Here is a 24,654-nt window from a genome sequence, read left to right on the forward strand (position 1 = left end):
GCCAGAGCGGTTATAGCGTTCACCGACGCAAACGAGCTGCCGGCCGCTAAACGGATGGAAGGGATGGGTTATGCGGACAAGCTGCGTCGAGGCCGCGGAAAGGCCTGCATTCCGAGGTGAGTTACAAACGCTTGGAGAAAGGGCGATTCGTGTGGCCACGCGCGGACGGTGGCGTCGTATGCCTGAGCCAAGCGCAACTGTCGATGCTGCTCGAAGGCATCGATTGGCGCCAGCCGATACGAACGGCAGAGCCGACATCGGCGTTGTAAACCTGCGGGCCGCCGCGTAAACTGCGGGCATGACCGCGGCCAACGCCTATCCAGACGACATTGAAGCGCTCAAAGCCATGCTGCTCGAGCGCGATACTCGCATTGGTCATCTGGAGGACGTAGTCGAATCGCACAAGGCGGCGAACGCTACCGCCAAGGCGGAGATCGAGCATCTGAAGCTGCTGATTGCGAAGCTGCGCCGCATGCAGTTCGGCCGCAAGTCGGAGAAGCTCGATCGTCAGATCGAGCAACTCGAACTGCGTCTGGAAGAGCTCGAAGCGGACGAAGGCGCGGCTCCTATCGAAATCCCGAAGACACCTCGTACAGCGCCGGAACAGTCGCCTCGGAAACCGCTGCCCGAGCATCTGCCACGTGAAGTGCAAACGCACTTGCCGGAATCGACCGAGACATGCTCGGAATGCGGCGGCAAGATGAAGCTGCTGGGCGAAGACGTTGCCGAGCAACTCGAGTACGTGCCCGCAAGCTTCCGTGTGATCCGTCATGTGCGGCCTAAGTGGCAAGTGCGGTACCAACCACCTCGGTATGTAGGTCGCTCGCACGGATCTGCCAGGGAGCGTCCGGCATCACCTGTTCCGCGGGCAGAATTCGGTCCTTGATCAGACGGCGGATCACGTGATTGGTGACGCCAAGCGCTTGCGCCGCCTCTGACATCGTCAACCAGACACCATCCTTCTCGGCCGATTTGTACGCATGGATATCACGCACTCGCCGAACGGAGTTGACTCGATGTGCGGTCCAGGTCTTGCCCTGGCCCGTGCGTATCCCCATCCGATTTAGTGATGCGGCGATGTCCTGATCAGACCATCGGGTTACCATTCTACGGATGACGGCGAGCGCTTCGTCAGACGTGCTGCATCCGTGTTCTCCGGTCTTGGGCTTGCGGATGCGTAACTGTGAATGCTGACCGCCTTGCCAGTGAATCGTGAGTATGACCTCACGCGCCGTTTCGTCCACATCTGCAACGATATCGACAATCAGCGCCCGAACCAGTTGCTGGCGCATGCGCGTTGTGACACCCGGAGCATTCCAGGCAGCATTGAGGTCCTCTGCGAGCTTCGCAAAGTCATCAGCAGAGGCCGGTGTTGCCGGTGTATGTGCTACGTCCAGGCGTACTTGGCAGGCCTGGACACGGCGTAACGCCGCTTCCCAGTTCTTCTCCAGTTGCGCGGCAATCAGGCGGTTATCAGGATCGCAGGCAGCATAGCGCCGCTCTGCCAGCGTGGCTTCGTACTGAGCCTGCTGCAATTCGAGTTCAATAACGCGCCGCTGCTCGCTCAAGGTGTCCATTTGCATTTGTTCGGCCTGCACGGCTGCCTCTATAGCCAGTGGCTCTACGACACGCATTAGTTCTCTTGCAATCGCGGCGTCTATGCGGGGTCCACCGAACCTCATGCACTTCGGTGGCAGGTCAAAGCGATAGCATCGGTAAACTGGTCGCGGGGTGCGCCCAGTATAGGCCACTGTCAGTCGACGCCCGCAGCGTGCGCATCCCAGCAGGCCCGCTAACAGGGCTTGCCCACCACGCGCCGATTTTACGTCACCTGCCTTGCCATAGGCGTTGGCGGCGAGCAGCTTCTGGTTTCGCTCGAATTCTGCCCAGTCGATGTAGCCTTCGTGGTGCTCCCGAAGCAGAACCTCCCACTCCCCGAACGGCTTGCGGTGTTTGTAGGTCTTGTGTGCACGCCCATCGACGATGGTCGTCTGCTTCCCACTCTTGCCATAAACATAGGCTCCGGCATAGAACGGATTCCTAAGCACTGAGATCACATTACGGTAACGTATCAACGTCCATTCGAAGTGCGTCAGCGTCCTGCCGTCGGTTGGGCGCGGAAAATGGACCTGTTCGGACCACAACGACAGGAAGGCCTGCCGCGCGCTACCGAGTTCGCGAAAGCGCGTAAAGATCAGGCGAATAACTTCCTGAAGTCGCTGGTTCGGATCAAGACCCAGGCCGACATCGCGATCCCAGAGGTATCCAATCGGGACGCTGATACGCAATTCGCCGCGCTGCGCCTTGGCTCGCGCAGCATCAAGCATACGCGTTCGGAGCACGTTGAGTTCGAACTCACTGATGCTGCCCTTCATGCCGAGAAGTAGCCGGTCGTTAGGTCGGCAAGGATCGTACACGCCGTCAAGGTCGATGACCCTCGCCTCGACGAGTCCGCACAGTTCGAGCAGATGGTGCCAGTCGCGCCCGTTACGGGCAAGACGCGACGCATCCAGGCAAAGAACAGCACCTACCTCACCAGCGCAGAGCAATGCCACCAGGCGCTCAAAACCAGGCCTTGCCACCGTACCGCTCGCCGAGCGGCCCAGGTCATCGTCAATGACCTCGATATCTCGAAACCCGCGACGCTTTGCCTCGTCCACGAGTTCGTACTGGCGACGCTTGCTCTCGAGATTCAGCTGGACCTGAGCCTGCGTCGACTGTCGGACATAAACGACCGCCTTGCGGTTGAGAAGGGGGGGCGGCAAACGATCAGCGTTCGTCATCGTCACGCTCCTTCCCGGCCGCGCTTCCCGCGGCCTGTATCAACAGGCTTGCGAGAGACGTGATCACCGCGGCGCGCTGCGCCGCGCTCATTCCCTGAAGTTCGGCGTTGTCGAACCTCATGTTCATCTGGCGCGGCATCCCCGTCAACGGGGGCGTCCGCACTGAACTGCCCTTTGACTGCTTGTTCATTCCGCTTCTCCCGAACGATATTGAAATCGTCCGGCGAGTTTGCATGGAAACGGCGAGCAACAAGCATCTGCTGCAGGCCGTATAACACCGCCACGCTCACCCTTGGCTCGCCAAGCTCCATGGTCGAGCAAACAGCGCGATCCAGCATCCATGCGGCCACCATCTTGATTACCCCGGTGGCGGCCTCGACGTGCACCACATGGCCAGTGCCGCGCTGCTCGACGTCTCGAACCTTGACGCGGCGGCCATAAAGCGGATGCCAACGGTAATGAACCTCAACTTCCTGCCCGATATGGGCAGAATGAGCGCGAACTCGCCATCGGAAGGCGGAACTACCTATTTGCCGGCGCTGATTCCGGCGGCGAACGCGCCGCCGCGATCTACAGCCTGATCGGGACAGCAAAGCTGAACGAGATCGATCCCGAGGCATATTTGCGCTTCGTACTTGCCCGAATCGCCGATCACGCGATCAATCGCGTGGACCAGCTCATGCCGTGGGTCGTAGCGGATCAACTCCGCAACGACAGCTGACATCAAGGCGCCGTCGTCAAGACGGCGTTCGCGACACGCTTACGTTGCATCTCTTTGAATTGGGTGCACGTCGTCACGGTGCCATCGGGGAATAGACAGGTGCTAAACGGATAGATCCGTGCGAAGTGCTCGGGTCGGCAGGGATGGGAACGCGGGAACCCCGATTCTCCGCCTTCGCTCCGGCTCAATGGAGCGGCGGCAGGTGGCCCGTGAGGAACACTGTTGGGGAAGCGGGAGTGAGAACGCGCAAGAAGCGAAGGGTTGCCTGTAATGGGTGACATAGGGGTTCGAGATTTGCCCCAACCTGAAAGGGTGCTGACGTGCGCGTGGTGCGGTTGTCGTTGGTCCATATCAGGGATTCACCAATGGGAAGCTTGTGAGAGGCCGGTTTGATTACGGCTCAGCGCCCGTCTTCCGGCAACGGGAGGAATCGACGATGTGACGTCAACGAAGGTTGTGTATGCACATTCGCAACCGGCATCGCCGAGATGCTTTATGCCGTGCGCGAGCCGTATGCGGGGAAACTCGCATGTACGGTTCTTCGGGGGCCGCGTTTCCGAGAGGAAACGTGGCTACCCTCTAAAGACGAGTAGCTACTGTTATTATAACTTTTCTCTTGACCTGTTAACCTGAGCCGTCGTGACAACCGGATCAGGGAGATGGGCAAGCCGATCATTGACGACGAGTTGTGGAAACTAATCGAGCCACTTCTACCACCTGCCAAGCCCCGTCGGTTCAAGTACCCGGGTCGCAAGCCCGTGCCGAATCGCGCAGCACTGACGGGCATTCTGTTCGTGCTGAAGAGCGGCATTCGCTGGCGCGATCTTCCTGCGGAAATGGGATGTGGCTCGGGTGTGAGTTGCTGGCGGCGGCTGCGGGACTGGCAAGAGGCCGGCGTGTGGGATGCATTGCACGCGTTGCTGCTGGCCAAACTACGCGCGGCAAACCAGATCGACTTCTCACGTGTGGTCGTCGACTCCTCGTCGATTCGTGCGGTTGGGGCGGGCGAAAAACTGGCCCGAACCCCACCGATCGAGCGCGACCCGGTTCCAAACACCACCTCGCCACCGACGCCAACGGCACGCCGATCGCGGCAATCTTGACCGGCGCCAACCGCAATGACGTCACGCAACTGATCCCCCTGATCGAGGCGATCGCGCCGATCAAAGGCGTTCGCGGTCGGCCACTGAGCCGGCCCAAACGCGTCTATGCGGATCGAGGCTACGATCACGACAAGTACCGGCGCATCCTGCACGAGCGAGGCATTCCCACCAGCATTGCCCGACGTGGACAACCACACGGCAGCGGTCTTGGGAAGGTTCGATGGGTCGTTGAGCGCACGCATGCCTGGATGCACCACTTTCGACGTCTCCGTATCCGATTCGAACGACGTGCCGACATTCATGAAGCGTTCCTCAAACTCGGTTGCTCCATGATCTGCTGGATCACTTTGCAGAGGACTCGGCAGCCTTTATGAAACCGTCTCTAAGCCGGCTTCACGCTCACGTAGCCCTTCTGGTACGGCCGGTCATGGGCGAGCACCGCCCAGATCGTCCGCGCGATCTTGTTGGCCAATGCGACGATCACCACATTCTTCGGCCGCCGTTTCTTCATCTGCTCGACCCATTCACCGGGTTCCTTTGCGTTCTCAATCACGCTGCGCGCGCCGTGGATCAGCAGTGTGTGGAGTACGTGTCGCCGCGCTTCGATATGCCGTGCAGGTTCACCTTGCCACCCGAACCCGTCTGCTTCGGTACGATCCCCACCCACGCGGCAAACTCCCGCCCAGAACTGAACACTTCCGGATTACCCATCATTGCGACTGCCGCTGTTGCCGTCAGTAGTCCGACGCAGGGAATCTCGCCAACGGCTTTCACCGACCTGTCTTCCTTCTTCCACTCGCGCATGCGGCGCTCGATCTGCGCTACCTGCTCGTCCAGCTTTGCCAGTCCGTTCCACTGCTCGCGAAGCGTGTCAATGACCACCGCGGGCAGGCGCTCAGCGATCCGCCCAAGTACCAACGGTATCTCCCTGTCCAGGTTGGCCCGGCCCTTGCTCATCACCTCGCCGTATTCCGTCAGCAGTCCGCAGATTATTGATCTGCATCGTTCGGAACTTGATCAATTGCTGCCTCATACGGTGTAGCCCCAGCATTGCTTGCTGCATCTCGGTTTTTATCGCGACCGCCTTGCTTGGCTGCTGCACTGCCAGCCAGATCGCCCTGGCGTCCGCCGCGTCGTTCTTGTTACGTATGCTGAACGCCTTCACGAACTCTGCCGGCATCAGCTTCACCTCGTGGCCAATTTTCATCAGTTGCCGGGCCCAGTGGTGCGCTCCACCGCATGCTTCCATCCCGATCACGCAGGGTGCCCGGTTCGCGAAGTGCTCAAGGAACTTTTCCCGCTTAATCGGCTTGTTCACAAGCTCACCCGTTTCCTGATCGACGTAGTGCACCTGGAACACTTTGCGATGTCCACACCTACTGCTGTACGATTCATCACAGGATCCTCCGGTTGCCTTGGAAAATTCCATATTTTCCACTTTGGGCACATCGATGCCGTCGGCCCGTGAGGATCCACCTTCCTTTGCTCACTCGGTCGCGGGGTGGGACGCGTTCATATCAATTCTCCTGCAGGTCGAGGAAATCCACTAAAAGGAGGTGACTTCTTGGCGACTAACGCCTCGATAGCGATTCTAGGCTCAGAAGCAGAAAACGCGGCGGCTTGACTGCTCGCCTCCATGCTGAACATTGTCTGCCGGTCAGAATCCAGCGATGAGTTAAGCGCGGCTTTAGTTAGCGCGAGTGCTGCAGGTGCCGCAACGGTCAGACTCTCCGCGATCTCGCGCACTCGCTCTTCAAATTGATCGCCTTCGTGAACTTCCATGACCAGCCCTAGTTGCTTGGCCTCCTCGGCGCCCACGTCCCGAGTCGAAAACATCAGCTCTTTAGCCCGTTGCAACCCCACGGCACGGGGTAGCAAGTAAAGTGCGCCGAGATCGGGGACCAAACCGAGGCGGAGATAAGCCATTGAGAACCGGGCGCGCAGCGTAGCAAGCACAATATCCGCCGTTAGCGCCAACGCGAATCCGGCACCCAACGCGGGACCGTCAACTGCTGCGATTACTGGCTTTCCGATATTCAGCATATCGTGAATGAAGCGCAGTCCTTGGGTGATACGCTGCTGCCAATACGTTGGGCCAGAATCGACGTTCTCGTGCAGAACCTGAAGGTTTCCTCCCGCACAGAACGCACCAGGACTGCTAGTCAGCACAAGCACTCGAATCTCTGGGTCGCTCCGAACGTTGTCCAATACATGCATTAGATTCGCACGGAGCTCAGCATCAAAGGGATTATGCTTGGCTGGACGCATCATGCGAATCCAGCCAACTTTATTTTTTACTTCGAACTCTAACGTCTCCATCCCGCTCGACCTCTCACAGTGGGGCAAACATTGGAACCAGCCCACCGCCTTCCGCTGGCTTGAAACACACACGCACGCGCTGACCAATCTGCAGGCTGTCAAGATCGCAATCGACAATGTTTGTCAGCATCGTGACACCTTCATCAAGGGTTACATATGCAATGGCGTAAGGGATAGGGCCAGCTTTGCGCGTTACACTCACGGTATAGATGGTGCCATCTCCCGACATACGTTCCCACTCCGTCTCCCCTTGACAGAAGGGACACAATGCTCGTGGATACCAATGCAGCTTTCCGCACGATCGGCAGCGGCGACTATAAAGTTGCTTGTCTTTTGCGGCATTCCAAAAGAACTCCGTCGACGCATCGACCAACGGCGCGGAAAGTGGGCGATCAGAATAAGGAGTAGCCATTTCTTATATCCGCTCCATAATCAAAGTTGCACTACCGTGGCGAGACCCCAGCAATCCGCCGGTGCCTTGAGCAAGCGCAAGGCCACAATTCGGGACCTGAACTTTGGGATGTGCTTCGCCACGTAGCTGACGAACCGCTTCAATCACCTTGGTAATGCCACCACGGTTCGCCGGATGATTGTTGCAAAGACCGCCGCCGTCCGTGTTGAATGGCAATTTTCCAATGCCAGAAATAAGATTACCGTCCGCGACGAACTTGCCGCCCTCACCCTTCTTACAGAATCCCAAGTCTTCGAGCTGCATCAGAACTGTGATCGTAAAGCTATCGTAAATTGAGGCATATTGAATGTCGGCTGGCGTCACCCCTGCCTCGGTGAATGCAATTGGCCCGGAAATTGCTGCGCCTGACCAAGTAAGATCCACGCTTCCGCCGAGTTGACCTTTGATAGTTTCACCAGCACCGAGGATGTTGACGACGGGACGTTTGAGCCCTTTCGCAATTTCTGGCCGGACAACGACCAGCGCGCCGCCGCCGTCACTCACAACGCAGCAATCGAGCTTATGGAGGGGATCTGAAATCATAGGTGAAGCTAGGACATCCTCCATCGTAACCGGGTCACGCAGCATGGCATTAGGATTGTGCTGAGCGTGTGCTGCTGCAGCAACCTTGATCCAGGCAAGTTGCTCGGATGTCGTCCCATATTCGTGCATGTGGCGTGCTGCGGCCAGTGCGTACATATTGACCGTTACCGGCGAGTACGGCATTTCCCACGGAACGTCTGGCGTGGTCGCAGTTACAAGGCGTGCGCCAACGCCAACTCCGCCGCCGCCCTCCGTACGAGGACGGCCAGCCAACGTGATGAGCGCAACGTCACACTTGCCCGCCGCGATCGCCTGAGCCGCATGAGCGACATGAATCAGGTACGCCGACCCTCCGGTGTCCGTCGTGTCCACATGGCGCAGTCGCGTCAGCCCAAAGTAGTCCGCCATACTATTCGCCCCTACGCCGGGGGCGTCCCCTGCGCAGAAATACCCGTCGACGTCCTGCAGCGTCAAACCAGCATCAAGCAGCGCTCCTTTTGCACACTCGGCGTGCAGTTGCGCCACCGTTGTCTCAGGCGCTTTGCGGGTCGGGTGTTCAAAAGCCCCTGCTATACAAGCCTTGCCCTTGATCGTCATACCTACTCCTCTCGGCTAAAAACGTTGGTCGATATTATCATTGGTTGAACCACTGAACAACAGAGATCACACCCTGGTATCAGGTCGGCGCCAACATCATGGATTTGGGGTTGCATTCGGCGAGCAACGGACGCAACTTATGAGCTAAAGCACCTGACCTGCCCCCGGTTTTAGTCCGGAGGGTGCGAAGCACCGTCGAGCGAATGTCCTCGTGGCTCAAAGTGAGCGTGAGCACGTAAATCGATGGGGCAATGATCAAGATAAATGATGTTGAAGGGGCCAAGTAAAACGGGGGCGATGATGCCCCCGCTGTCGTTTCAGAACGGCTCGTCGGCCGGCCGATGCGGCGGTTGTTCCGGACCGGGGTACCACGGCTCGCGATAGCGCCGGATCTGGGTCGCGTAGGCACGGCTGAACCATAGATACAGATCTTCAATGAAGAACTGCATCATGTAGGCAGCTTCATCGGAGAGCTCAGGCAATGGCAAGCGTCGAGAGACATCGGTTTGGTGAGTTGGTGTTCTGCGGGACATCTCATCTGGCTCCGTTGGATTGACGCGCTGGCGTGCGGCGCGAGGACTGTGTTGATGGTGCAAAGACCTCGAAGTACAGCTTCTCGTCGAGTTCGGGCAGTTCGCGCTGCGCGGCGGTAGTGAGCAGTTCATTGGCGAGCGTAGTAAGCACGCGATAGTTGCCCAGCGCGTGTTCGCATAGCGTGTGGTGCAGCGGCGGCGTCATCAGCTGTGGGGCGCCGGCACTGGTGAGCAGATGATCGAGGCAGGCCAGCAGATCGTCGGCCGAAGCCTTCTCGCTCGCCAGGCGCGAACGGATGCGACTGCCCAGTGGCAGCAGTTCGTCGCGCCGCAGCTTGTCGGTCAGGCGGGTGTCACCGGCGAGCACCACGCACAGCAGGGGCTGCGAATCGAAGCGGGCGCTGGCCATGAGCCGCAGTTCGTTGAGCACGCCGGGGCTCATCTCCTGCGCTTCGTCGATCAGCAGAATCGGACGACGGCGCGTGCTCTGCAGGTGCGACAGCCACCGGTCGCGCAGCGACCTGAAGCCACCCCAGCGGTTGCGCGGTTTGAGTTCGAGGCCGAAGATGTCGCCCATCTCGCGATAGAAGTCGGCGAGGTTGCTCTGCGGATGATTGATTGAGACGACCGTCAGATCGGTCAGACGCTCGAGCTTCTCGGCCAGCACGCGCATGACCACGCTCTTGCCGGTGCCGGGCTCGCCGTGGATCATCGCGAAGCCGCCTTCACGCACGAGCGCGTTCTCGATGCGCCAGCAGAAGTTCTCGACACGCGGCGACACGTACAGCGCTTCGAGCGGCAGCTCCGGCGAGAACGGGTTCCACTTCAGGCCATAAAGGGCCTGCAGACGCGGGCTCATACCCCCTCCTGCCAGTCAGCGGGAACCCAGGCCGGCGGCAGGCCGGTCGCGGCATGTTCAGCCAGCATCTGGCGCAGCAGCGGCGCAATGCCGGGCGCGCTGGCCGGTGGCGGCTCGACATTGACGGCATCAAGACGACGGCGCTGGCCGTCGGCATTGGCGGCCTTGTCCAGTGGCCGCAGCGGGCACAGCACGGCATCGCTGTCGGGGTCGACCATATCGACGCGACTCAGGTCCCAGTGCGCGTAGCGCAGGCGCACGCGCGGCAGGTGCCGGTAAGCCGAGGGGATCTCGAAGCGCGTGCCGGCCAGGCTCACGGTGCCGTCCGAACGCCGCTGGGTTCGTGTGACGTCGATACGGAATGCTGCGCGCAGCGCGTCGCTTGCGGGGCACTCGCGCCGCACGTCGGGACCGGCCAGGTAGCGTTTGAGCGGCGTGCCGCCGATCTCGGAATGATGCGCGTGATGGTACTCGCGCTCGATCCAGGCGTCGGTGGCCTGATTGAGCAGCTCGAGCGTGAGATGGGCTCGCCTTCGAGCATGGCTATCACGCGCCCCTCTATGCGCGCCCAGAACGTTTCCTGCTTCGCGTTCTGGTACGGAGAATATGGCAGCGTCGTCTGGTGCAGCACACCCAGCGCGAGCAGCCCGGCGGTCGTCTCCTCGGCAAGCATTGCCGCGCCGTTGTCGGTCATCAGCGCGCGTGGCAGCCCCCGGCGCTGGAACGCCTGGGTGAGTCCGTGAATCAGGCTGCGTGCAGTCTCGTCGAGAAACCATTGCGCGTGACAGACGACGCGCGAGCGGTCATCGATCACGCACAGCAGCATCGGCGTGATCCATTCGCCGTCACTCATGAGCAGCTTGCGCGAGCCGTGATGGAAATCGAGATGCCAGAGCGCATTGACGTGCTCGACTTCGAAGCTGCGGACCTCGAGCTTCTCGAGACGATCACGCGCGAGCATCGCGCCGGTGCTCGTGTGTCGGGGCTGGCGTTCCCGGAACAGGCCCTGCGCACGCATGTAACGGCGCACGGTCGTGTACGACGGCAGGTTCTGCGCACCGAGCGTGACCTTGAGGTTGTCGAAGTGCAACTGGCAGGTCCAGCCGGGGTGGTCGCGGTACTGCGTGCGGATCGCCTGTACCGTCTGCGGCGACAGGCTTGCGCCGGCGCCGTTGGGGCGCTTGCGGTTGCGCAGCCTCGCCACCGGGTCGTGTGGCGCCTGGCGGGCCTGATAGAACCATCGTTCAATGGTCGAGCGGCCGAACTGGATATCGTCGCCAGTGACGGGATGACGCCAGCGTCTGGCGGCCAGCGCGGTGATGAGTTCGCGCAACTCGCCGGGTTCAGGTGGTGCGGCAAGCAAGGGGCCCACGATCGCAAAGCGCAGGCGTGCCCAACGATCCCGCAAGGGTAAATCGTGAAGTTCAGTCATACGTTCTCCAAAGATGCGGCGCAACGCGCCGCGATTCAGGGGAGAGGCGAGACTACAAGCGCTGTTCGGAGGGGGCGAGCAACAAGTTCTGCGGGCGGTTACCGTCCCTCACGCAGGATGCTCACGGCACTGCCGCTGGTGAGCGGCGAGAGCCAGCGCAGCAGGCATGACAATGGTTCGGCAGGCTGCGTGGTAGCGAAGCGCTCGAGCAGGCTTGCCGGCACCTGTGCGATCTCGACGGGCGGCACGAACGCCGCCCGTCCGAGCGACCAGAATGGTGTGCCGACGAAGCCGGTCGTCCACCAGTGCTGCCATCGCGCAATCGTCGAGGGCGGTACGCCCAGCGCATCGAGCTGGCGCATTGCCACAGCCGTACCGGCGCTGGCCCTGCGCTAGCCCGGGTGGCGCTGACGGTGACCATGATTGCGCCGACGTAGACGCGCCGGCCAAGAAAGCGCACGGAGAAAGGCGTGGTACGGCGGCGACAGCCAGCGCAGCAGAAGCTGTAGCGAAAATCGCAGTGGCAGCGGGCGTCGTGTGAAATTCCGCGCGGCTTGCGCGAGGTAGCGGGCGCTATGGAGTACGCCACCGCAGCGACAACGCTGCGCGCGGGTCTGTTCGGCGTAGTCCTGATCGATAAGTAGCAGCAGGCGATAAAAGTTGGGGTTCTGGATACTCACGTGGCACACTGCGGGGGTCTCGAGTTCTGGCAGACAAGAGACTCTCCCCTGGGCACCACAAGGCTGTTTAGAGAAGTCCAGAAGACCCCGAAATCATTGAATTTGCGGGGTTTTTTGTTTATTGCTGTCTAAGCGGGAATACGGCAAGCCACGTGCTGGTGAGTACGTTTTTGAGTACATTGAAAGTTCAAGATCAAGAAATGTACTCACCATGCCTCTCACCGTCGGCGAAGTCGAAGCAGCCCGGCCTCAGCCAAAGCCCTACGATGTCGCCGATGGCGACGGTTTGGTTCTCAGGATCACGCCGGAGGGCAACAAGTTCTGGCATTTCCGCTATCGCCTGCACGGCAAGCAGCCGCGTATCTCGTTGGGACGCTACCCCGGCGTCACGCTCCAGAAAGCGAGGCAGCAGGCAGCGGCATACCGGACCCTCGTTGCCGACGGCGCCGATCCGCGCGCAAAACGACGGATAGACCGACAGCTAGCGGATAGCAGCGACGACGGCACGTTCAAGGTAGCCGCGGAGCTCTGGTACAAGAGCAAACTGGATGCGGGTCGGTCCGCCTCGACGCTCGATAAGATCCGGACGTACCTCGACAACGACATTCTGCCCGAGCTCGGTTCGATCAAGCTGGTCAACATCACGCGCGCAGACTGCGCACACGCGTCCAGGAACGTTTCGAAAAGCACGACGCCCCGAACGTATCGAAGAAGGCCCGCGGCTGGCTGCGCGAGATCTTCAGTCAGGCGATCGCGCGCGGCAAGTGCGAATTCAATCCCGCGTCCGAACTGAAGGTCATCGCGAAAGCCGCCCCGAAGGCGAAGCGCTACCCTCACCTCCTCGAACCAGAACTGCCCGATTTTCTGCGCGTGCTCGAGAAGTCGACGAGTCGCTTGATCGCCTATGTCGCAGCCTGGATGACGATCTGGACAGCAAGCCGTCCCGGAATGGTCCGATATGCCGAATGGACCGCGGTCGATCTCGACGACTACAAGGGCGACGACCACGGGATTGCTGCGCCTGCGGTCTCACGACCCGATAGCCAGCATCGTGCCGCGGCATCCCAACGCGTTGCATCGGCACACATAACTCAATCTTGTTGCTTCGTCCGCCGGATCGTCAACAGTCAACTGGTAATCCAGAAACAGTTCCTCGCCCGGCGCGATCGCTAACGATGCGTGGATGAACACACGGTCCTCGATCTCGATTGCCTCGCAGTTGGCATGGCATGAGTGATTCAGCCAGCGTGCGCTATTTCCCCCTCGCCCGCCGTCGATCACGCGTCCGTCGGACAAGCCGAAGAAATACGTGTGGCCAGTAGCACCACTCTTCGGGTGTTGCCTGATGGCTGTCCTCCAGGCGATGACCTCGCCCTTGTACTCGAATAACTGCTCGCCGGGCTCAACTGCCCGCAACGCGAACACGCCGCGCCCGTGCACAGGCGAGCGCCGAACCACCACACGTCGCTGCATGACCTGCCTGTCCTCCTTTTTTGTCGTCGCAGTATAGGGCGGCAAATTAAAGCCTAGGTGTATTTCTTGAAGTACTTGGTCATGATCCATACCGTGATCACCGTCATCAACGAGACCGGCCAGAAATGGAGCTAGATCGGTAGCGGCACCGCGCCACAAGCCAGATGATCGCCCCCAACGGGATCACGCCGAACATCAGCAGGTGCTTTGCGTGGTGATAACGCGTTGCGGACTCGTGCCCGCCCTGCACACGCCTCACGTGTCGCGCCACCAGCCCATCGGTGAATGCCACCGCAACCGCAAGCACGAACTGCGGGCTAAATTCCCGGCCCACTCCAGCGTGTTTATAATTATTGTATCGATACATACCGTATGCAAGTATTGACACCATTGTCGATCGACATGTACCCTGCCGGCAGTTCCCGAGTGAAAACAAGGATGATCAATGTAGCTCTCGTGAATTCTTGGTATACCCCGATTTGATCGGCATAATATCATCTGCTAGCATACTTGATGTCGTCATCGGAACCATCAGCGGTCGACATGTACCCTGCTGGCAGTTCTCAGGTGCATGAAGACGAAGACGCCCAACGTCGTTTTCCTTTAGAGAGGCAAACCACATGCGGAAGTCTCAGAGAGGCCACGCCGAGGTGCGGGGTATCGTCGACGCGTCAATCGACGAGATTTTGGAGTTGCTGACTGACTTGGCGGCTTGTGACCGCGGCGGTCGGCGCGGCACCAAAGGGGCGCGAAGCAAAATTGGAAAGGTGTGGGATGGACTATGACGTCATCGTCGTGGGCGGAGGTGGCGCGGGCCTCTCAGCGGCTATCGCGGCGGCCAAGGCGGGCGCCTCTGTAATGCTGGTCGAGGCGGACACCAAGCTGGGGGGAGCAACCGCTCTGTCCAGCGGTGTGGTCTATGCTGCTGGAACTGCCCCGCAGCGCGCTGCTGGGATCGAAGACACGCCGGAGGCGATGTTCAACCACTTGATGAGTCTGAACCAGTGGTCCATCCGGCCGGCCCTGGCCCGTATCTTGGCCTATGAAGGCGCCTCCATCATCGATTGGCTGATCGAGCTGGGTAATGACTTCCCACCGCACCTCATCGTGGAATCCGGGGTCGGCGGCTGTCCGCGTGGGCATCAGTCCATCAACAGCGGTTATGGCATTGTCCAGTCCCTGATCAACCACGCGGGCCCTCTCGGCGTCGAGGTCGCTCTGGGCTCGCGTGTCGGCGGACTACTCGTGGAAGACGGGGCCGTTGTCGGCATTCGAGTGGAGGGAACCGAACTGCGCGCGCCGAGCGTCGTAATCACCACCGGTGGATTCGGGAACAGTCCGCAAATGATCGAACGTTTGTGGCCCACGGCCGCCTCGCACGGCGAGCGTGTCTTCTCCATCTACCACGAGGTACCCTTCAATGTGGGGGACGGCATCAGGATCGCCGAGGATGTTGGCGCGCGGATCACCGGCATCAACAACGGCCTGCTGACACCCAACTCTGCTCTGGCGCCGTATGACTTAGAGGCTTTCTTTCCCGAATGGGCGATGGTGGTGAATCGCTACGGCCAACGCTTCGCGCCGGAGGACGCCTCCTATGCGATCTCGGGCTACCTCATCAACGACCAGCCCGGCATGCACTGCTTTGTCATCTTCGACGACGCAGCCTTTCTCGAGGCTTGCGCGGAAGACATAGTGGTCAAGCACTATGTGAACGATCCGGGTCCGGCAGGCTGGAGGGTCAGCGTGATCCGTCGCAAAATTCAGGAAGGACGGGTGAAGACGGCCGACACCCTCGAGGAGCTAGCTCAGCGAGCAGACATCAACGCGCCCGGTCTGATTGCGACGGTCGAGCGCTACAACCAGTTTGCGGATGCCGGGAAGGACGAGGATTTCCTCAAGTCGACCAGCAAGTTTTATCCGATCCGCAAAGGTCCCTTCTATGCCGTGAAGATGCGCGCTTCCACGATCACGTCCTGCCATGCCGGCCTCGACATCGACAATGACGGCCGCGTGCTCGACCGAAGCGGGACAGCCATCCGGGGCCTCTACGCGGCCGGCGAGGTGTTGGGGTGCACTCTGGGTCGACGGTATGTCGGCGGCGGCATCGGCGTGGCCAACGCCCTTACCTTTGGCCGTCTGGCCGGCGCCTCGGCGGCGAGAGACGCCAAGGGTCTGCGCGGCGCAGCAGAACGCACGATTCCGGAGTCGTAGGAAATTCGGTTGCGAATACCTAGCCCGGGGTCCGTGTGCAGTTCGCCCGCCCCCCGACGCTCTACAACAGTTGGAGAATCGCACGATGACGCTCGATGAGTTTACTGCGCTGCATGAGATCAGCCAGACCAAATACCGCTACCTGCGTGCAGTCGATACTCAAGATTGGGAGTTGCTTCGCAGCTGCTTCACCGATGATGCAAGCGTTTGGTACAACCAAGGAAAGTTCACCGCAGAGGGCCCCGACAATATCATCGCGAGGCTCAAGGCTTGGTTCCTTCCGGTCGTCTACAGCAGTCACATCGCGCTGCAGCCGGAGATCGAGCTGACCGGTCCGGACACCGCCAAGGGTACTTGGCGGCTGCAAGATATCGTTCACTTCAAGGGTCCCGTACCTGACCCGGTGAGGAACCTGACCGGTGGCGAGGAAATCACCGGCGCCGGCTATTACTACGACGACTACCGCTGTGTGAACGGCCAATGGAAGATCGCGCGCACAGGCTATGTCCGCTTGTTCGAGCAAATCGCCCGCCGTGCCGGCCGCGGCGACGTGGAAGTTAAAGCCGTCGACGAACGCGGCGTCATAAAAGCGGCTTAGCGGCGGCTTATCTTCGAGACCTGTGACGCGCGGCGGCACCATGGAAATTGTCAGTGCGCTAAGCCGCCCAACTCGATCGAGCCACCGTTTGACAATCAGATCTTGAGGGGTTTCCGATGAGCAAAGTGCAGAGGGGAAAAGCTGACTTCGAGGGCGAGGTTTCCGCGAACATCGACGATGTCTGGGACTTGCTGCTCGACTGGGCCAATCTCGATTGGCTTCTCAACGATGTGACCGAGGAGGGGATGGAGCTCGGTAAAGTCCATCTCGAGGGCGAAAAGAACGCACAGTTTCGTGTTCGCGTAATGACTCGCTCCAATGTGGAGGGAAGCGGCCTGCCGCTGGTGAACCGCGAAGTTCTGCTGCGTGAAGACCGAACCGCCTACAGGTTCTATTACGATTGCGTGGACGGCTTCCTGCACGGCATCAGGAACTACATCGCCAATTGGGCTCTCGATCCGCTTCCAAATAATCGTTGCCACATCACAGTCGAAGCGAATTTCGACGTTATGGAGACCGGCAATATCGACAAGCTTCGTGCAACGCTCGTAGCAGTCTACGACTCCATGATCCGAGGTCTCAATGTGCATTTCGAAAAGCAGTATGCGCAGCGGGCGCGATAAACAAATGAATCACCGGTGACTTTGGAGCATATCGCTTGGCGAGTCTGTCGGCGTCCCGCCGGCGCCGAGCTTCGCACTTGTCCTGACGCGACTCGGGGGCGACCCTTCTATTCAAGCCGGATCCTCTAGGAAATCAAGGAGACAACATTGCGCTTCAATCTTTCAGTCACTCACGGCGATTATCAAGATTGGCCGGTTATGGCCGCTGCAGCGGAAAACGCCGGCTTTGACATCTTTTCCATACCCGATAGCATTTTCTACCCAGAAGAAACTGACTCTACGTATCCCTACAATGAAACCAAAGTCATTAGAGACTACATCAAAAATACGCCGTTCGTAGAAACCTTTGTTGTGCTTTCCTGGCTTGCAGGCCAAACCAGCCGAATAAAGCTATTTTCGAACGTCCTGAAGACCGCGTCTCGCCAGCCGATCCTTCTAGCCAAGCAGATTGCGTCTCTCGCTGTGATTTCAAACAACCGCTACATCTATGGAGCTGGCATCGGGCCTTGGGCGGAAGACTATGTCTATAACAACCTTCCGTGGGAAGCGCGGGGCGAATTATTGGATGAATCGATTGAGATATTGCGCGGCCTTATGACTGGTGAGGTCTTCTCCTATGAAGGCAAACACAACAAATTTGGTCCGATCAGAATCAATCCTACGCCCACTCTCCCCGTTCCGGTTGTGATCGGAGGTCATTCCAAGCCCGCTTTGCGACGAGCGGCTCGGATCGGCGATGGCTGGACAGCCGTCAATATGAAGTTCGACATGATGAAGGAAACTGTCGAAACGCTGACCAGCCTTCGGCGCGAGTACGGAAAAGAAGGCGGCGACTTTCAAGTTCATGCGCGAGAGTCGGATTTCCAAACGGGCGGGCAAGGAAGCGTGGACCTCGATCACTTTCGTCGACTAGAAGAAATTGGGGTCACGGACTACGGGGTGGTGCTCTTACCCTCTTCCCGACTTTCGATTGACGCAAAGCTCGACGCGATAAATCGCTTCGGCAACGACGTGATCGCGAAGCTCCGCTAGCCGTCGCAAGAACGTCGAGACATAAATCAATAACTGGTGGTCGGCCCGCCAAGCCTCGGTTCGCGGGTGGTCTTGTTCAAAGGAGGATGTGAGCGTGTCGGTCGAACAGCAAAATATCCAGATCGTTAAAGACGCTTACGCGGCCAACGCGCGCGGAGACCGTCAGGGCTTCACGGCCAGCTTCACGGCCGAGACCGAGATCCACGAGGCTGCTTCTCTGCCGTATGGAGGCGTCCATAAGGGTATCGACAGTTTTTCAAGGCTCATGGGTCTGGTGAAGGAGCATTTTTCCAACCCGAAATTCACCCAGCACAAAATGATTGCCGATGGCGACGACGTGATCTTGGTGGGGGAACTCACCATCACCGGCAGAAAATCGGGGAAGACAATCTCGTTTCGGATGGTCGAGATATGGACGATCGTCGATGGGAAAACGCGAAAGTTGGAAGTGATCTATGGCGACACTGCCGCTGCCCTTCGGGCAGCCGACCTTATCTGAACACGACAGCGGCTCACGGAGCAAGTCATCCAGTTCTTCGCCTACCCGCCGATAGTACGCAAAGTCATCTACGACCGCTGAAGTTGACAAGCCTCAGCTTCACTCGCCGACGCTTAGTCATCAAGCGCCGCATATAATCAATTTCTCGCGGCAGCAGCGCAGGTAACCACTCCAGCCAGCTTCGCAACTCCGGTCCGCTCCGTGCATGCCTTGTTCGATTGCGAATACTCCGACCACTCGCGCTGGTCGGCAGCACGACGATATACAGCATCGCCTTGAAATAAGGCACCATCGCGGATCTGCCCGACATCGACCAGCAGCCAATCGCCTATGTTCAGCCAGCCACCCGCTGATGGTGCCACAGCACGTCGCTGCCTCCGTCCGTGCGATTTAGCACACGCGCCAGTACAAAGAGCAGATCCGACAGACGGTTTACATACCGTCGCGGAGCCGTATTGATTTGCTCGACCTGCCCGAGCGCCACGATCGAACGCTCCGCTCGCCGACATACCGTTCGGCAAACATGCGCAAGCGCTGCGGGCCGGGAACCTGCCGGGAGAATGAATTCTTGTAGCGGGGGAATGGTGGCGTTGTAATGCAACAACCAGCCATCGATCCGCGCCAGGTGCTCGTCCGATATCATGGCGTGACCTGGTATGCACAACTCACCACCCAGATCGAAAAGGTCGTGTTGGATGGCGATGAGCGCTCCCCGTACGTCATCTGGCATGTCCTCGCACAGCAACATGCCAATGTGCGAGTTCAGTTCGTCAACTTCTCCAATCGCCGCGATTCGTGCATTGTCCTTACGAACTCGGCTACCGTCACCCAGCCCGGTGGTCCCGTCGTCACCTGTGCGCGTCGTAATTTTGCTGAGACGGTTACCCATATCGTCCTCGTCAGGCAATTGCCATTCACAAAGTATCTGCCGGGGGAAAAACGAAAATCCTTTTCAAGGCCGCCGAAAACGACTGACTAAGCGAAGCATCGTTACATTTCACCACCGCGTCTTCACGGTATCTGACGCGATCGAGCGTAATGCCGGCCCCGACCTCCGCAGCGACCAAAAACCGGATAACGGCAAGACGGCAATGACCGAAGGCTATACTCCGATCCAATAGCTTCAATGCGGCAGTCCGAGCCGCAGCACCTGCCTCAGGCGCGCGGCCGGAAACCATTCCAACCTTGATGTCGCGCTTCATATCGCGCACGTGCTGTCTCGACATGAGAATGTCCGCCATTTCGCCGCGCGGAGGGCTGTTCGTCGCGCAATTAGTAAGATTCAACAACACATATCGCCATCAGCCGCGAGTGCATGTGCGCTACGCCCGGCAATTTGAATAGCGACATTCAACAAGACGCGCTAGGCCGACTTCCCCATGGATCGCAAATCCTCCTCGGCCTGCACCTTCGCTCGCTGGAGGTAATCCATGATCTTTTCTTTCGGCACAGCGGGTCGGAAGACCGAGAGGCCGCCATCCACCGCAAGCTGCGCCCCAGTCACAAACCTGGCCTCGTCTGAACCGAGGTAGGTCGCCGCATAGGCGATATCCTGTGGTTTGCCGGCTATTGGTAGCGGCTGCGAACCCGCCATCATTTCGTCGAGATGCACCGGCATGGCGTCGGCCACCTCCCGGCTCGCCCCGACAAGCTGCCCCCACATCGACGTCGCAAAGGGGCCAGGAACGATCGCATTCACTCGGATTTTGCAGCTGGCGAGTTCAAAAGCGGCCCAGCGCGCCAAGTAAAGCACGGCGCCTTTGCAAACAACGTACAGCACGCTTGCAGCTGGCGAGAAGTTCTCCGCGGCAGCAGACGAAACCAGTATCACGGAGCCCCCGCCACGCCGTTGCATCGGGCCGACTGCGTGCTTTATGCACATCACGTGGCTGCGCAAAAGATTCGCCTGTCCGTCGTCCCAATCCTCAACCGTAATGTCTGCGATCTTTTGCTTGTGATCCACCGAGGCCGCTGCATGAACGACGACATCAAGGCCGCCGAACTTCTCCTCTGCCATCGCCATCGTCCGGGCAATGTCCTCTTCGTTGCGGATGTCGCAGGCGTTGAAATAGACCGTCCCAGCAAATCGCCGCTCTAACTGCGCACCCTTCTCCGCCTGGATATCTGCAACGATGATCTTGGCGCCCTCGGACACATACATCTCTACAACGCCGTAAGCTATCCCCGACGCGCCTCCCGTAATAACCGCAACCTTTCCAGACAAACGTCCCATTCTTATTACCTCCCGGTCGAGGCATAACGTTGCAGGCGTCATGCCTCCAGACAGAAATCCAAGCAGCCGAGACCGATGGAATCGCCTTTGGTGAATGTCGATGTTGTAAACGGTAAGACGGCTGCCCCTTACTGTTTCCGAAGTATTGCGGAAAGCGCGTCAATACCCTCCCAATCCCCGATGATGACGGGCGGCTTCCCTGTTATGCGTTGAGTTTCGTCTTCGCGAACTACGTTGAGGACAACCCGGTCCACGCCGGCCGTTCCGAACTCCTCGACTCGGGCAAGGATGTCGGAAGGGCTTCCCCAAGCAGTGAGGGAATCGATGAGTCGATCACTTCCGCCCTCGCTCCAATCACTCGCTTCAAAGCCGGCCTTCTCGAACGCGGCCTGATAATACGGAAGCGCGAGGTACATCGATAGATATGTGCGGGCAATTGTTCGGGCCTGGTTCGCATCCGAACTCATCACGCACATAATCTGGGAGGTGATGTTCAGGCCAGACCCGACACGTTCGCGCGCTTCCTTGATCACGGCGGTGGGCATCATCCATGTGACCATGCCCTGAGCATGCTTGGTTGCAAGTTTTTGCAAACCCGGCGCGTGGGCCGCGATATACAAGGGCGCCATCAGCTCCGGCTTGGCGGAAATGAGTTTGACCTCCGCCATCTCTTCAAGATATGCGGTCATCTTCGGCAGTGGTGCCACCCACTCGCCCTTGCGCTTGCCTATCACAATCGGGTTCGAGGCGCCGAGGCCCATGATGAATCGGCCAGGGTAAAACTCGGACAAGGTTTGAAGTGCTTGCACGGCTCCGGTCGGATCGCGGCCATAGACGGTTGCAACCCCTGTCGCGACCTTCAATGTGTGCGTTTGCGAAAGCATGAATCCGCATGCAAGGAACGGTTCACGCCCGAACGAGTCGAGCAACCAAACGCTTTCGAAACCCAGTCGCTCTATCTTCTTCACCAAATCGGAAAGCTTTTCAGCCGGTAATTGGTGAGTCGTGCGATCAAGAGTAAGGCCGATCAATGGCATGGGAACTCCGTTTAGAATTTTGCCTAGGTGCGCAATGCACGCTCGAAAAAACGAGCTGCTTCCATTTGCCTCTGATCAGGTCAGCGCCAAGTCGGAATTCGCTGTCGGGAGTGACCAACCGTCGGACCGAACACGTAGCGCTGTGCCTCATGAGGGCTTGCGACGAGTGATCACATAAACAACGCGCGATTGAGGCGGACGAGGTATTCGGCATCCGGGTTCGTTGCGACTCCCTCAATCCGCTCCATGACTGCGGCGAACGACAGGTCGCGGCGTTTGGGCAATCTCGCTACTTCCGCGGTGGCCAGCGCGGCAGGCATCTCCTCGCGCGAGAGGTCCGTGCAATAGCACGGCGCACCAGGCTGCTGTCGCCACGATTGCGCAAGGGTGCCGGCATCGAATCCGTCGAACCCCGTGTCCTCCACGAGCGCGATTCCGACCTTGCGGTCCGCGTCGCTGTCGGCGGCAACCGGGATAGCGATACGTCCGGGACTCCCTGCAGGTTTGTCCTTCTTCGCGAAAGAGTCAGAACCGATGGCATTCCACGCCTTGACGACCGAACGGCCCAACCGCTCCGCAACCCAAAGGCTCTCCACCTGGCCGGATTCGATGGGGCCAATGTTGCCATCTCGCGCCGGATAGTAGTTCGACGTGTCAATGACTACTGTTTCCGCCGAAACGGTGGCGATAACCGGCGCGATGTCGGGAATGCGGATTAGGGGAATCGAGAGGATCAAGACGTCGACATCGGTCACAGCTTCGGCAGACTGGACCGGGCGCCCCCCGAAGGCCAGCACGTCGGCCCCGATACTGTCCGGGCCACGCGAGTTTGCAACCTTCACGCCATGCCCCGCTGCGCTCAACCTTTGGACTAGTGTCTTCCCGATGTGGCCCGTGCCGATAATGCCGATTTTCATGAGTTCGATCTCCTAGTAGCCTGGATCTTTCGGTCGCGTGGCGGGCGGCGAAATATGCGCTGCCGTGCTTTGAGCAGCACCGTCAACATGGTATGCACCAATACCATATATACTCAGTACGATCATGTCAATCGATCTCAACCCGACTCGCGCGAGCGCACCACGCGAGGCGATGGTCGTTTTTCGCCCGCCAACCGCACGCACCCATGTATAGGTGGTGGTAGTACAGCTGACCACATGGCTGCGCCGAGCAGCGCATGCAGGGCGAGCCCAAATCCCGGAACGGATCCGACATGAAACGTCATGCCCTCAGCATCGTTCCGCCGAATCAATACTCAGTTATTGTATCCAACCATACCTTGTTGTACATTACCAAGTGCAATCTGGCGCATCGAACAAGATACGGAGACACCCTCATATGATCGGCGAGCCCGAGCTGGATTTACTGCCCTGGTCGATCGGCGACCTGCTGCGCACTGCGAGCCGGCAGCGGCCTGACCTAACGGCTCTAATCGTCCCGGCATCCACGCAAGGGCGAGAGGAACAGCGCTGGACGTATAGCGAACTACAGGCCGAGGCCGAACGAGCAGCCGCCGCGCTCCTCGTCCACTTCGCCCCTGGCGACCGTGTCGCCACTTGGGCGGGCGCAAGTTCCAACTTGCTGATGCTGCACCTAGGTGCTGCTCTGGCCGGCATCGTTCTTGTCACACTCAATCCGGCATGCCGCGGCCAAGAATTGAAGTATCTCCTCGAGCAGGCCGAGGTGCGCGGCATCTTTCTTGAGCGCGCATTCCGAAAGATGGACAACGTCGCTGTGCTGGAAGCAGTACGGCCAGAACTCCCCAAGCTCGAATCGGTGTTCTATCTTGACGCCTGGTCGAGTTTCGTGGCGAGCGCAGCCGACGCGTCACCATCGCTTCCGACGGTGCAGCCCGAAGCGCCTGCATTGATTATTTTCACTTCTGGCACAACGGGAAAACCAAAAGGCGCCGTCCTCAGCCATGCGGGTGTCGTGAACAACGCCCGGTTTACGCAAGCGCGCATGGGCATGGCTGAGGGCTCCGCCTGGCTCACGGTGATGCCAATGTTCCATGTCGGCGGAAGTGTGACCATGACGCTCGGTTGCATGGCAAGCCTCGGAACACAGGTACTCTTGCCCGAGTTTAATCCCGAAGCGATGCTCGATGCGCTCGAGCGTTACCGCGTCCGAATGACAATGGCTGTGCCGACGATGATTCTCGCCGCGATAGAAAGCGAGCAATTCGATCGGACCGACCTCTCGCAGCTGGAGCTGTTGATCACCGGCGGCACCGTCGTCGTCCCCGAATTGATCCGCTTGATACATGAACGCTTTGGCTGCGAACCGATGGTCGTGTTCGGCCAGACCGAAGCCGGCGGCGCGATGTGCCTCTCGCGCCGGGGCGACGGCATTGAACTGTTGACGCAGAGCGTCGGCGCGCCCCTGTCGATGTCTGAAGTGAAAATCATCGGGCTCGACGGTGCTGCAGTGCCGGTCGGGCAGCCGGGCGAGATCTGCGTGAAGACGCCCTGTCGCATGCTGGAATACTTTCGTATGCCGGAAAAAACGCGGGAGGCAATCGATGCGGATGGCTGGGTGCATACAGGCGACGTCGGCATCCTGCTCCCGAATGGCTACGTTCAAATAACAGGCCGTCTAAAGGACATGATCATCCGTGGCGGCGAAAACATTTACCCTCGCGAGATCGAGGACTTGCTGGCACAACATCCGGCAGTGCTGCAGTCGGCCGTCTTTGGCGTGCCCGACGAAAGATGGGGCGAACAGGTAGCCGCCGCGGTTGTTCTCAAGCAAGGGCACAACTGCGATGCGGACGCGCTCAGCGCATTTCTGGATGGCCGCATCGCACGCCATAAGGTACCGCGGGTGTGGCGCTTCCTCGACGCGATGCCGGTCACCGCCACAGGCAAGGTGCAAAAGTTCGTCTTGCGCGACCTGGTAATGGCCCAAGAATGATGCGCGACCGTTCT

Annotated in this window: 23 protein-coding genes and 5 pseudogenes; 11 read left to right on the top strand and 17 right to left on the bottom strand. The window is 59.4% G+C overall.

Annotation, left to right across the window (positions count from 1 at the left end; genetic code table 11):
• Positions 1-116 precede the first annotated feature (116 nt).
• Positions 117-269: an IS66 family insertion sequence element accessory protein TnpB gene (gene tnpB / locus C9I57_RS03455; protein WP_369008104.1), complete on the top strand. Its 153-nt coding sequence runs from the start codon at positions 117-119 to the stop codon at positions 267-269.
• 29 nt (positions 270-298) lie between these two features.
• Positions 299-784 (top strand): annotated as a pseudogene (locus C9I57_RS03460) (IS66 family transposase zinc-finger binding domain-containing protein); the annotation flags it as partial.
• Here C9I57_RS03460 and C9I57_RS03465 read toward each other — a convergent pair.
• Positions 780-2,783, bottom strand: coding sequence for a recombinase family protein (locus C9I57_RS03465; protein WP_107149286.1), 2,004 nt, complete (start codon positions 2,781-2,783; stop codon positions 780-782). The pseudogene C9I57_RS03460 and the gene C9I57_RS03465 sit on opposite strands and share 5 nt — an antisense overlap.
• The gene (locus tag C9I57_RS03470) at positions 2,770-2,973 is read right to left on the bottom strand and encodes a hypothetical protein (RefSeq protein WP_107149287.1); all 204 of its coding nucleotides are present in this window, start codon (positions 2,971-2,973) and stop codon (positions 2,770-2,772) included. The genes C9I57_RS03465 and C9I57_RS03470 overlap by 14 nt, the downstream gene beginning before the upstream one ends.
• A 306-nt stretch (positions 2,974-3,279) precedes the next feature.
• Between C9I57_RS03470 and C9I57_RS03480 the strand changes: the two are divergent.
• Positions 3,280-3,504: pseudogene (locus C9I57_RS03480) on the top strand (transposase domain-containing protein); the annotation flags it as partial.
• Between the two features lie 659 nt (positions 3,505-4,163).
• A protein-coding gene (locus C9I57_RS03485) for an IS5 family transposase (protein WP_107149289.1) occupies positions 4,164-4,981 on the top strand; the annotation gives its coding sequence in 2 pieces (ribosomal slippage) (positions 4,164-4,512 and positions 4,512-4,981; 819 coding nt in all).
• Between the two features lie 8 nt (positions 4,982-4,989).
• Here C9I57_RS03485 and C9I57_RS03490 read toward each other — a convergent pair.
• The 8 genes and pseudogenes from C9I57_RS03490 to C9I57_RS33115 form a co-directional block, all read right to left on the bottom strand.
• Positions 4,990-6,002, bottom strand: a pseudogene (locus tag C9I57_RS03490) (IS110 family transposase).
• 117 nt (positions 6,003-6,119) lie between these two features.
• Positions 6,120-6,926 (bottom strand): enoyl-CoA hydratase/isomerase family protein, encoded by an 807-nt coding sequence (locus C9I57_RS03495; RefSeq protein ID WP_107149290.1) that lies wholly within the window; start codon positions 6,924-6,926, stop codon positions 6,120-6,122.
• A gap of 13 nt (positions 6,927-6,939) precedes the next feature.
• Positions 6,940-7,338 (bottom strand): Zn-ribbon domain-containing OB-fold protein, encoded by a 399-nt coding sequence (locus C9I57_RS03500; protein WP_107149291.1) that lies wholly within the window; start codon positions 7,336-7,338, stop codon positions 6,940-6,942.
• A gap of 3 nt (positions 7,339-7,341) precedes the next feature.
• The gene (locus tag C9I57_RS03505) at positions 7,342-8,517 is read right to left on the bottom strand and encodes a thiolase domain-containing protein (RefSeq protein ID WP_107149292.1); all 1,176 of its coding nucleotides are present in this window, start codon (positions 8,515-8,517) and stop codon (positions 7,342-7,344) included.
• A 317-nt stretch (positions 8,518-8,834) separates the two neighbouring features.
• The gene (locus C9I57_RS03510; protein ID WP_090873790.1) at positions 8,835-9,050 is read right to left on the bottom strand and encodes a hypothetical protein; all 216 of its coding nucleotides are present in this window, start codon (positions 9,048-9,050) and stop codon (positions 8,835-8,837) included.
• 1 nt (position 9,051) lies between these two features.
• On the bottom strand, positions 9,052-9,909 hold the full coding sequence (locus tag C9I57_RS03515; protein ID WP_107149293.1) for an ExeA family protein: 858 nt from the start codon (positions 9,907-9,909) through the stop codon (positions 9,052-9,054).
• Positions 9,906-11,341, bottom strand: a pseudogene (locus C9I57_RS03520) (DDE-type integrase/transposase/recombinase). The gene C9I57_RS03515 and the pseudogene C9I57_RS03520 overlap by 4 nt, the downstream one beginning before the upstream one ends.
• 98 nt (positions 11,342-11,439) lie before the next feature.
• Entirely contained in the window at positions 11,440-11,703 is a 264-nt protein-coding gene (locus tag C9I57_RS33115; RefSeq protein ID WP_258187481.1) for a hypothetical protein, read from the bottom strand.
• Positions 11,704-12,232: 529 nt separating this feature from the next.
• Between C9I57_RS33115 and C9I57_RS03530 the strand changes: the two genes are divergently transcribed.
• Positions 12,233-12,814: a tyrosine-type recombinase/integrase gene (locus C9I57_RS03530; RefSeq protein ID WP_258187482.1), complete on the top strand. Its 582-nt coding sequence runs from the start codon at positions 12,233-12,235 to the stop codon at positions 12,812-12,814.
• Between the two features lie 236 nt (positions 12,815-13,050).
• Here the strand turns inward: C9I57_RS03530 and C9I57_RS03535 are convergent, their stop codons facing one another.
• Positions 13,051-13,494, bottom strand: coding sequence for an SET domain-containing protein (locus tag C9I57_RS03535; RefSeq protein WP_107149294.1), 444 nt, complete (start codon positions 13,492-13,494; stop codon positions 13,051-13,053).
• 53 nt (positions 13,495-13,547) lie between these two features.
• Positions 13,548-13,810 (bottom strand): annotated as a pseudogene (locus C9I57_RS03540) (DUF4400 domain-containing protein); the annotation flags it as partial.
• Between the two features lie 458 nt (positions 13,811-14,268).
• Here C9I57_RS03540 and C9I57_RS03545 point away from each other — a divergent pair.
• From C9I57_RS03545 to C9I57_RS03565, 5 genes are all read left to right on the top strand, one after another.
• Positions 14,269-15,708 (top strand): FAD-dependent oxidoreductase, encoded by a 1,440-nt coding sequence (locus tag C9I57_RS03545; RefSeq protein ID WP_107149295.1) that lies wholly within the window; start codon positions 14,269-14,271, stop codon positions 15,706-15,708.
• An 85-nt stretch (positions 15,709-15,793) separates the two neighbouring features.
• Positions 15,794-16,306: a nuclear transport factor 2 family protein gene (locus C9I57_RS03550; protein WP_107149296.1), complete on the top strand. Its 513-nt coding sequence runs from the start codon at positions 15,794-15,796 to the stop codon at positions 16,304-16,306.
• Positions 16,307-16,422: 116 nt separating this feature from the next.
• Complete coding sequence (locus tag C9I57_RS03555) at positions 16,423-16,929, top strand: SRPBCC family protein (RefSeq protein WP_107149297.1); 507 nt, start codon at positions 16,423-16,425, stop codon at positions 16,927-16,929.
• A 147-nt stretch (positions 16,930-17,076) separates the two neighbouring features.
• Positions 17,077-17,961, top strand: coding sequence for a TIGR03619 family F420-dependent LLM class oxidoreductase (locus C9I57_RS03560; protein ID WP_107149298.1), 885 nt, complete (start codon positions 17,077-17,079; stop codon positions 17,959-17,961).
• A 94-nt stretch (positions 17,962-18,055) separates the two neighbouring features.
• Positions 18,056-18,460 (top strand): nuclear transport factor 2 family protein, encoded by a 405-nt coding sequence (locus tag C9I57_RS03565; protein WP_181321716.1) that lies wholly within the window; start codon positions 18,056-18,058, stop codon positions 18,458-18,460.
• Between the two features lie 334 nt (positions 18,461-18,794).
• On the opposite strand, the gene C9I57_RS03570 is transcribed toward C9I57_RS03565, so the two are convergent.
• The 5 genes from C9I57_RS03570 to C9I57_RS03590 all read right to left on the bottom strand — a co-directional run bounded on the left by C9I57_RS03570 (position 18,795) and on the right by C9I57_RS03590 (position 22,647).
• Entirely contained in the window at positions 18,795-19,349 is a 555-nt protein-coding gene (locus tag C9I57_RS03570; RefSeq protein WP_018442111.1) for a cob(I)yrinic acid a,c-diamide adenosyltransferase, read from the bottom strand.
• A gap of 25 nt (positions 19,350-19,374) precedes the next feature.
• Entirely contained in the window at positions 19,375-19,701 is a 327-nt protein-coding gene (locus C9I57_RS03575; protein ID WP_107149300.1) for a hypothetical protein, read from the bottom strand.
• 122 nt (positions 19,702-19,823) lie between these two features.
• On the bottom strand, positions 19,824-20,735 hold the full coding sequence (locus C9I57_RS03580; RefSeq protein ID WP_107149301.1) for an SDR family NAD(P)-dependent oxidoreductase: 912 nt from the start codon (positions 20,733-20,735) through the stop codon (positions 19,824-19,826).
• A gap of 86 nt (positions 20,736-20,821) precedes the next feature.
• Positions 20,822-21,730 (bottom strand): LLM class flavin-dependent oxidoreductase, encoded by a 909-nt coding sequence (locus C9I57_RS03585; protein ID WP_107149302.1) that lies wholly within the window; start codon positions 21,728-21,730, stop codon positions 20,822-20,824.
• A 170-nt stretch (positions 21,731-21,900) separates the two neighbouring features.
• Positions 21,901-22,647, bottom strand: coding sequence for an NADPH-dependent F420 reductase (locus tag C9I57_RS03590; RefSeq protein ID WP_107149303.1), 747 nt, complete (start codon positions 22,645-22,647; stop codon positions 21,901-21,903).
• Between the two features lie 418 nt (positions 22,648-23,065).
• Here C9I57_RS03590 and C9I57_RS03595 point away from each other — a divergent pair, with 418 nt between their 5' ends.
• Positions 23,066-24,640 (top strand): class I adenylate-forming enzyme family protein, encoded by a 1,575-nt coding sequence (locus tag C9I57_RS03595; protein WP_107149304.1) that lies wholly within the window; start codon positions 23,066-23,068, stop codon positions 24,638-24,640.
• The last annotated feature ends 14 nt before the right edge of the window (positions 24,641-24,654 follow it).

Origin of the sequence: Trinickia symbiotica (genome assembly GCF_003028655.1) — a bacterium.
GTDB classification, from domain to species: Bacteria; Pseudomonadota; Gammaproteobacteria; order Burkholderiales; family Burkholderiaceae; genus Trinickia; species Trinickia symbiotica_A.

Excerpts from the sequence above, each read along its gene's own strand:
- C9I57_RS03465 (WP_107149286.1), bottom strand. The coding sequence starts at position 2,783 with ATGACGAACGCTGATCGTTTGCCGCCCCCCCTTCTCAACCGCAAGGCG.
- C9I57_RS03470 (WP_107149287.1), bottom strand. The coding sequence starts at position 2,973 with ATGAACAAGCAGTCAAAGGGCAGTTCAGTGCGGACGCCCCCGTTGACG.
- C9I57_RS03495 (WP_107149290.1), bottom strand. The coding sequence starts at position 6,926 with ATGGAGACGTTAGAGTTCGAAGTAAAAAATAAAGTTGGCTGGATTCGC.
- C9I57_RS03500 (WP_107149291.1), bottom strand. The coding sequence starts at position 7,338 with ATGGCTACTCCTTATTCTGATCGCCCACTTTCCGCGCCGTTGGTCGAT.
- C9I57_RS03505 (WP_107149292.1), bottom strand. The coding sequence starts at position 8,517 with ATGACGATCAAGGGCAAGGCTTGTATAGCAGGGGCTTTTGAACACCCG.
- C9I57_RS03510 (WP_090873790.1), bottom strand. The coding sequence starts at position 9,050 with ATGTCCCGCAGAACACCAACTCACCAAACCGATGTCTCTCGACGCTTG.
- C9I57_RS03515 (WP_107149293.1), bottom strand. The coding sequence starts at position 9,909 with ATGAGCCCGCGTCTGCAGGCCCTTTATGGCCTGAAGTGGAACCCGTTC.
- C9I57_RS33115 (WP_258187481.1), bottom strand. The coding sequence starts at position 11,703 with ATGCGCCAGCTCGATGCGCTGGGCGTACCGCCCTCGACGATTGCGCGA.
- C9I57_RS03530 (WP_258187482.1), top strand. The coding sequence starts at position 12,233 with ATGCCTCTCACCGTCGGCGAAGTCGAAGCAGCCCGGCCTCAGCCAAAG.
- C9I57_RS03535 (WP_107149294.1), bottom strand. The coding sequence starts at position 13,494 with ATGCAGCGACGTGTGGTGGTTCGGCGCTCGCCTGTGCACGGGCGCGGC.
- C9I57_RS03545 (WP_107149295.1), top strand. The coding sequence starts at position 14,269 with ATGGACTATGACGTCATCGTCGTGGGCGGAGGTGGCGCGGGCCTCTCA.
- C9I57_RS03550 (WP_107149296.1), top strand. The coding sequence starts at position 15,794 with ATGACGCTCGATGAGTTTACTGCGCTGCATGAGATCAGCCAGACCAAA.
- C9I57_RS03555 (WP_107149297.1), top strand. The coding sequence starts at position 16,423 with ATGAGCAAAGTGCAGAGGGGAAAAGCTGACTTCGAGGGCGAGGTTTCC.
- C9I57_RS03570 (WP_018442111.1), bottom strand. The coding sequence starts at position 19,349 with ATGGGTAACCGTCTCAGCAAAATTACGACGCGCACAGGTGACGACGGG.
- C9I57_RS03575 (WP_107149300.1), bottom strand. The coding sequence starts at position 19,701 with ATGGCGGACATTCTCATGTCGAGACAGCACGTGCGCGATATGAAGCGC.
- C9I57_RS03580 (WP_107149301.1), bottom strand. The coding sequence starts at position 20,735 with ATGACGCCTGCAACGTTATGCCTCGACCGGGAGGTAATAAGAATGGGA.
- C9I57_RS03585 (WP_107149302.1), bottom strand. The coding sequence starts at position 21,730 with ATGCCATTGATCGGCCTTACTCTTGATCGCACGACTCACCAATTACCG.
- C9I57_RS03590 (WP_107149303.1), bottom strand. The coding sequence starts at position 22,647 with ATGAAAATCGGCATTATCGGCACGGGCCACATCGGGAAGACACTAGTC.
- C9I57_RS03595 (WP_107149304.1), top strand. The coding sequence starts at position 23,066 with ATGATCGGCGAGCCCGAGCTGGATTTACTGCCCTGGTCGATCGGCGAC.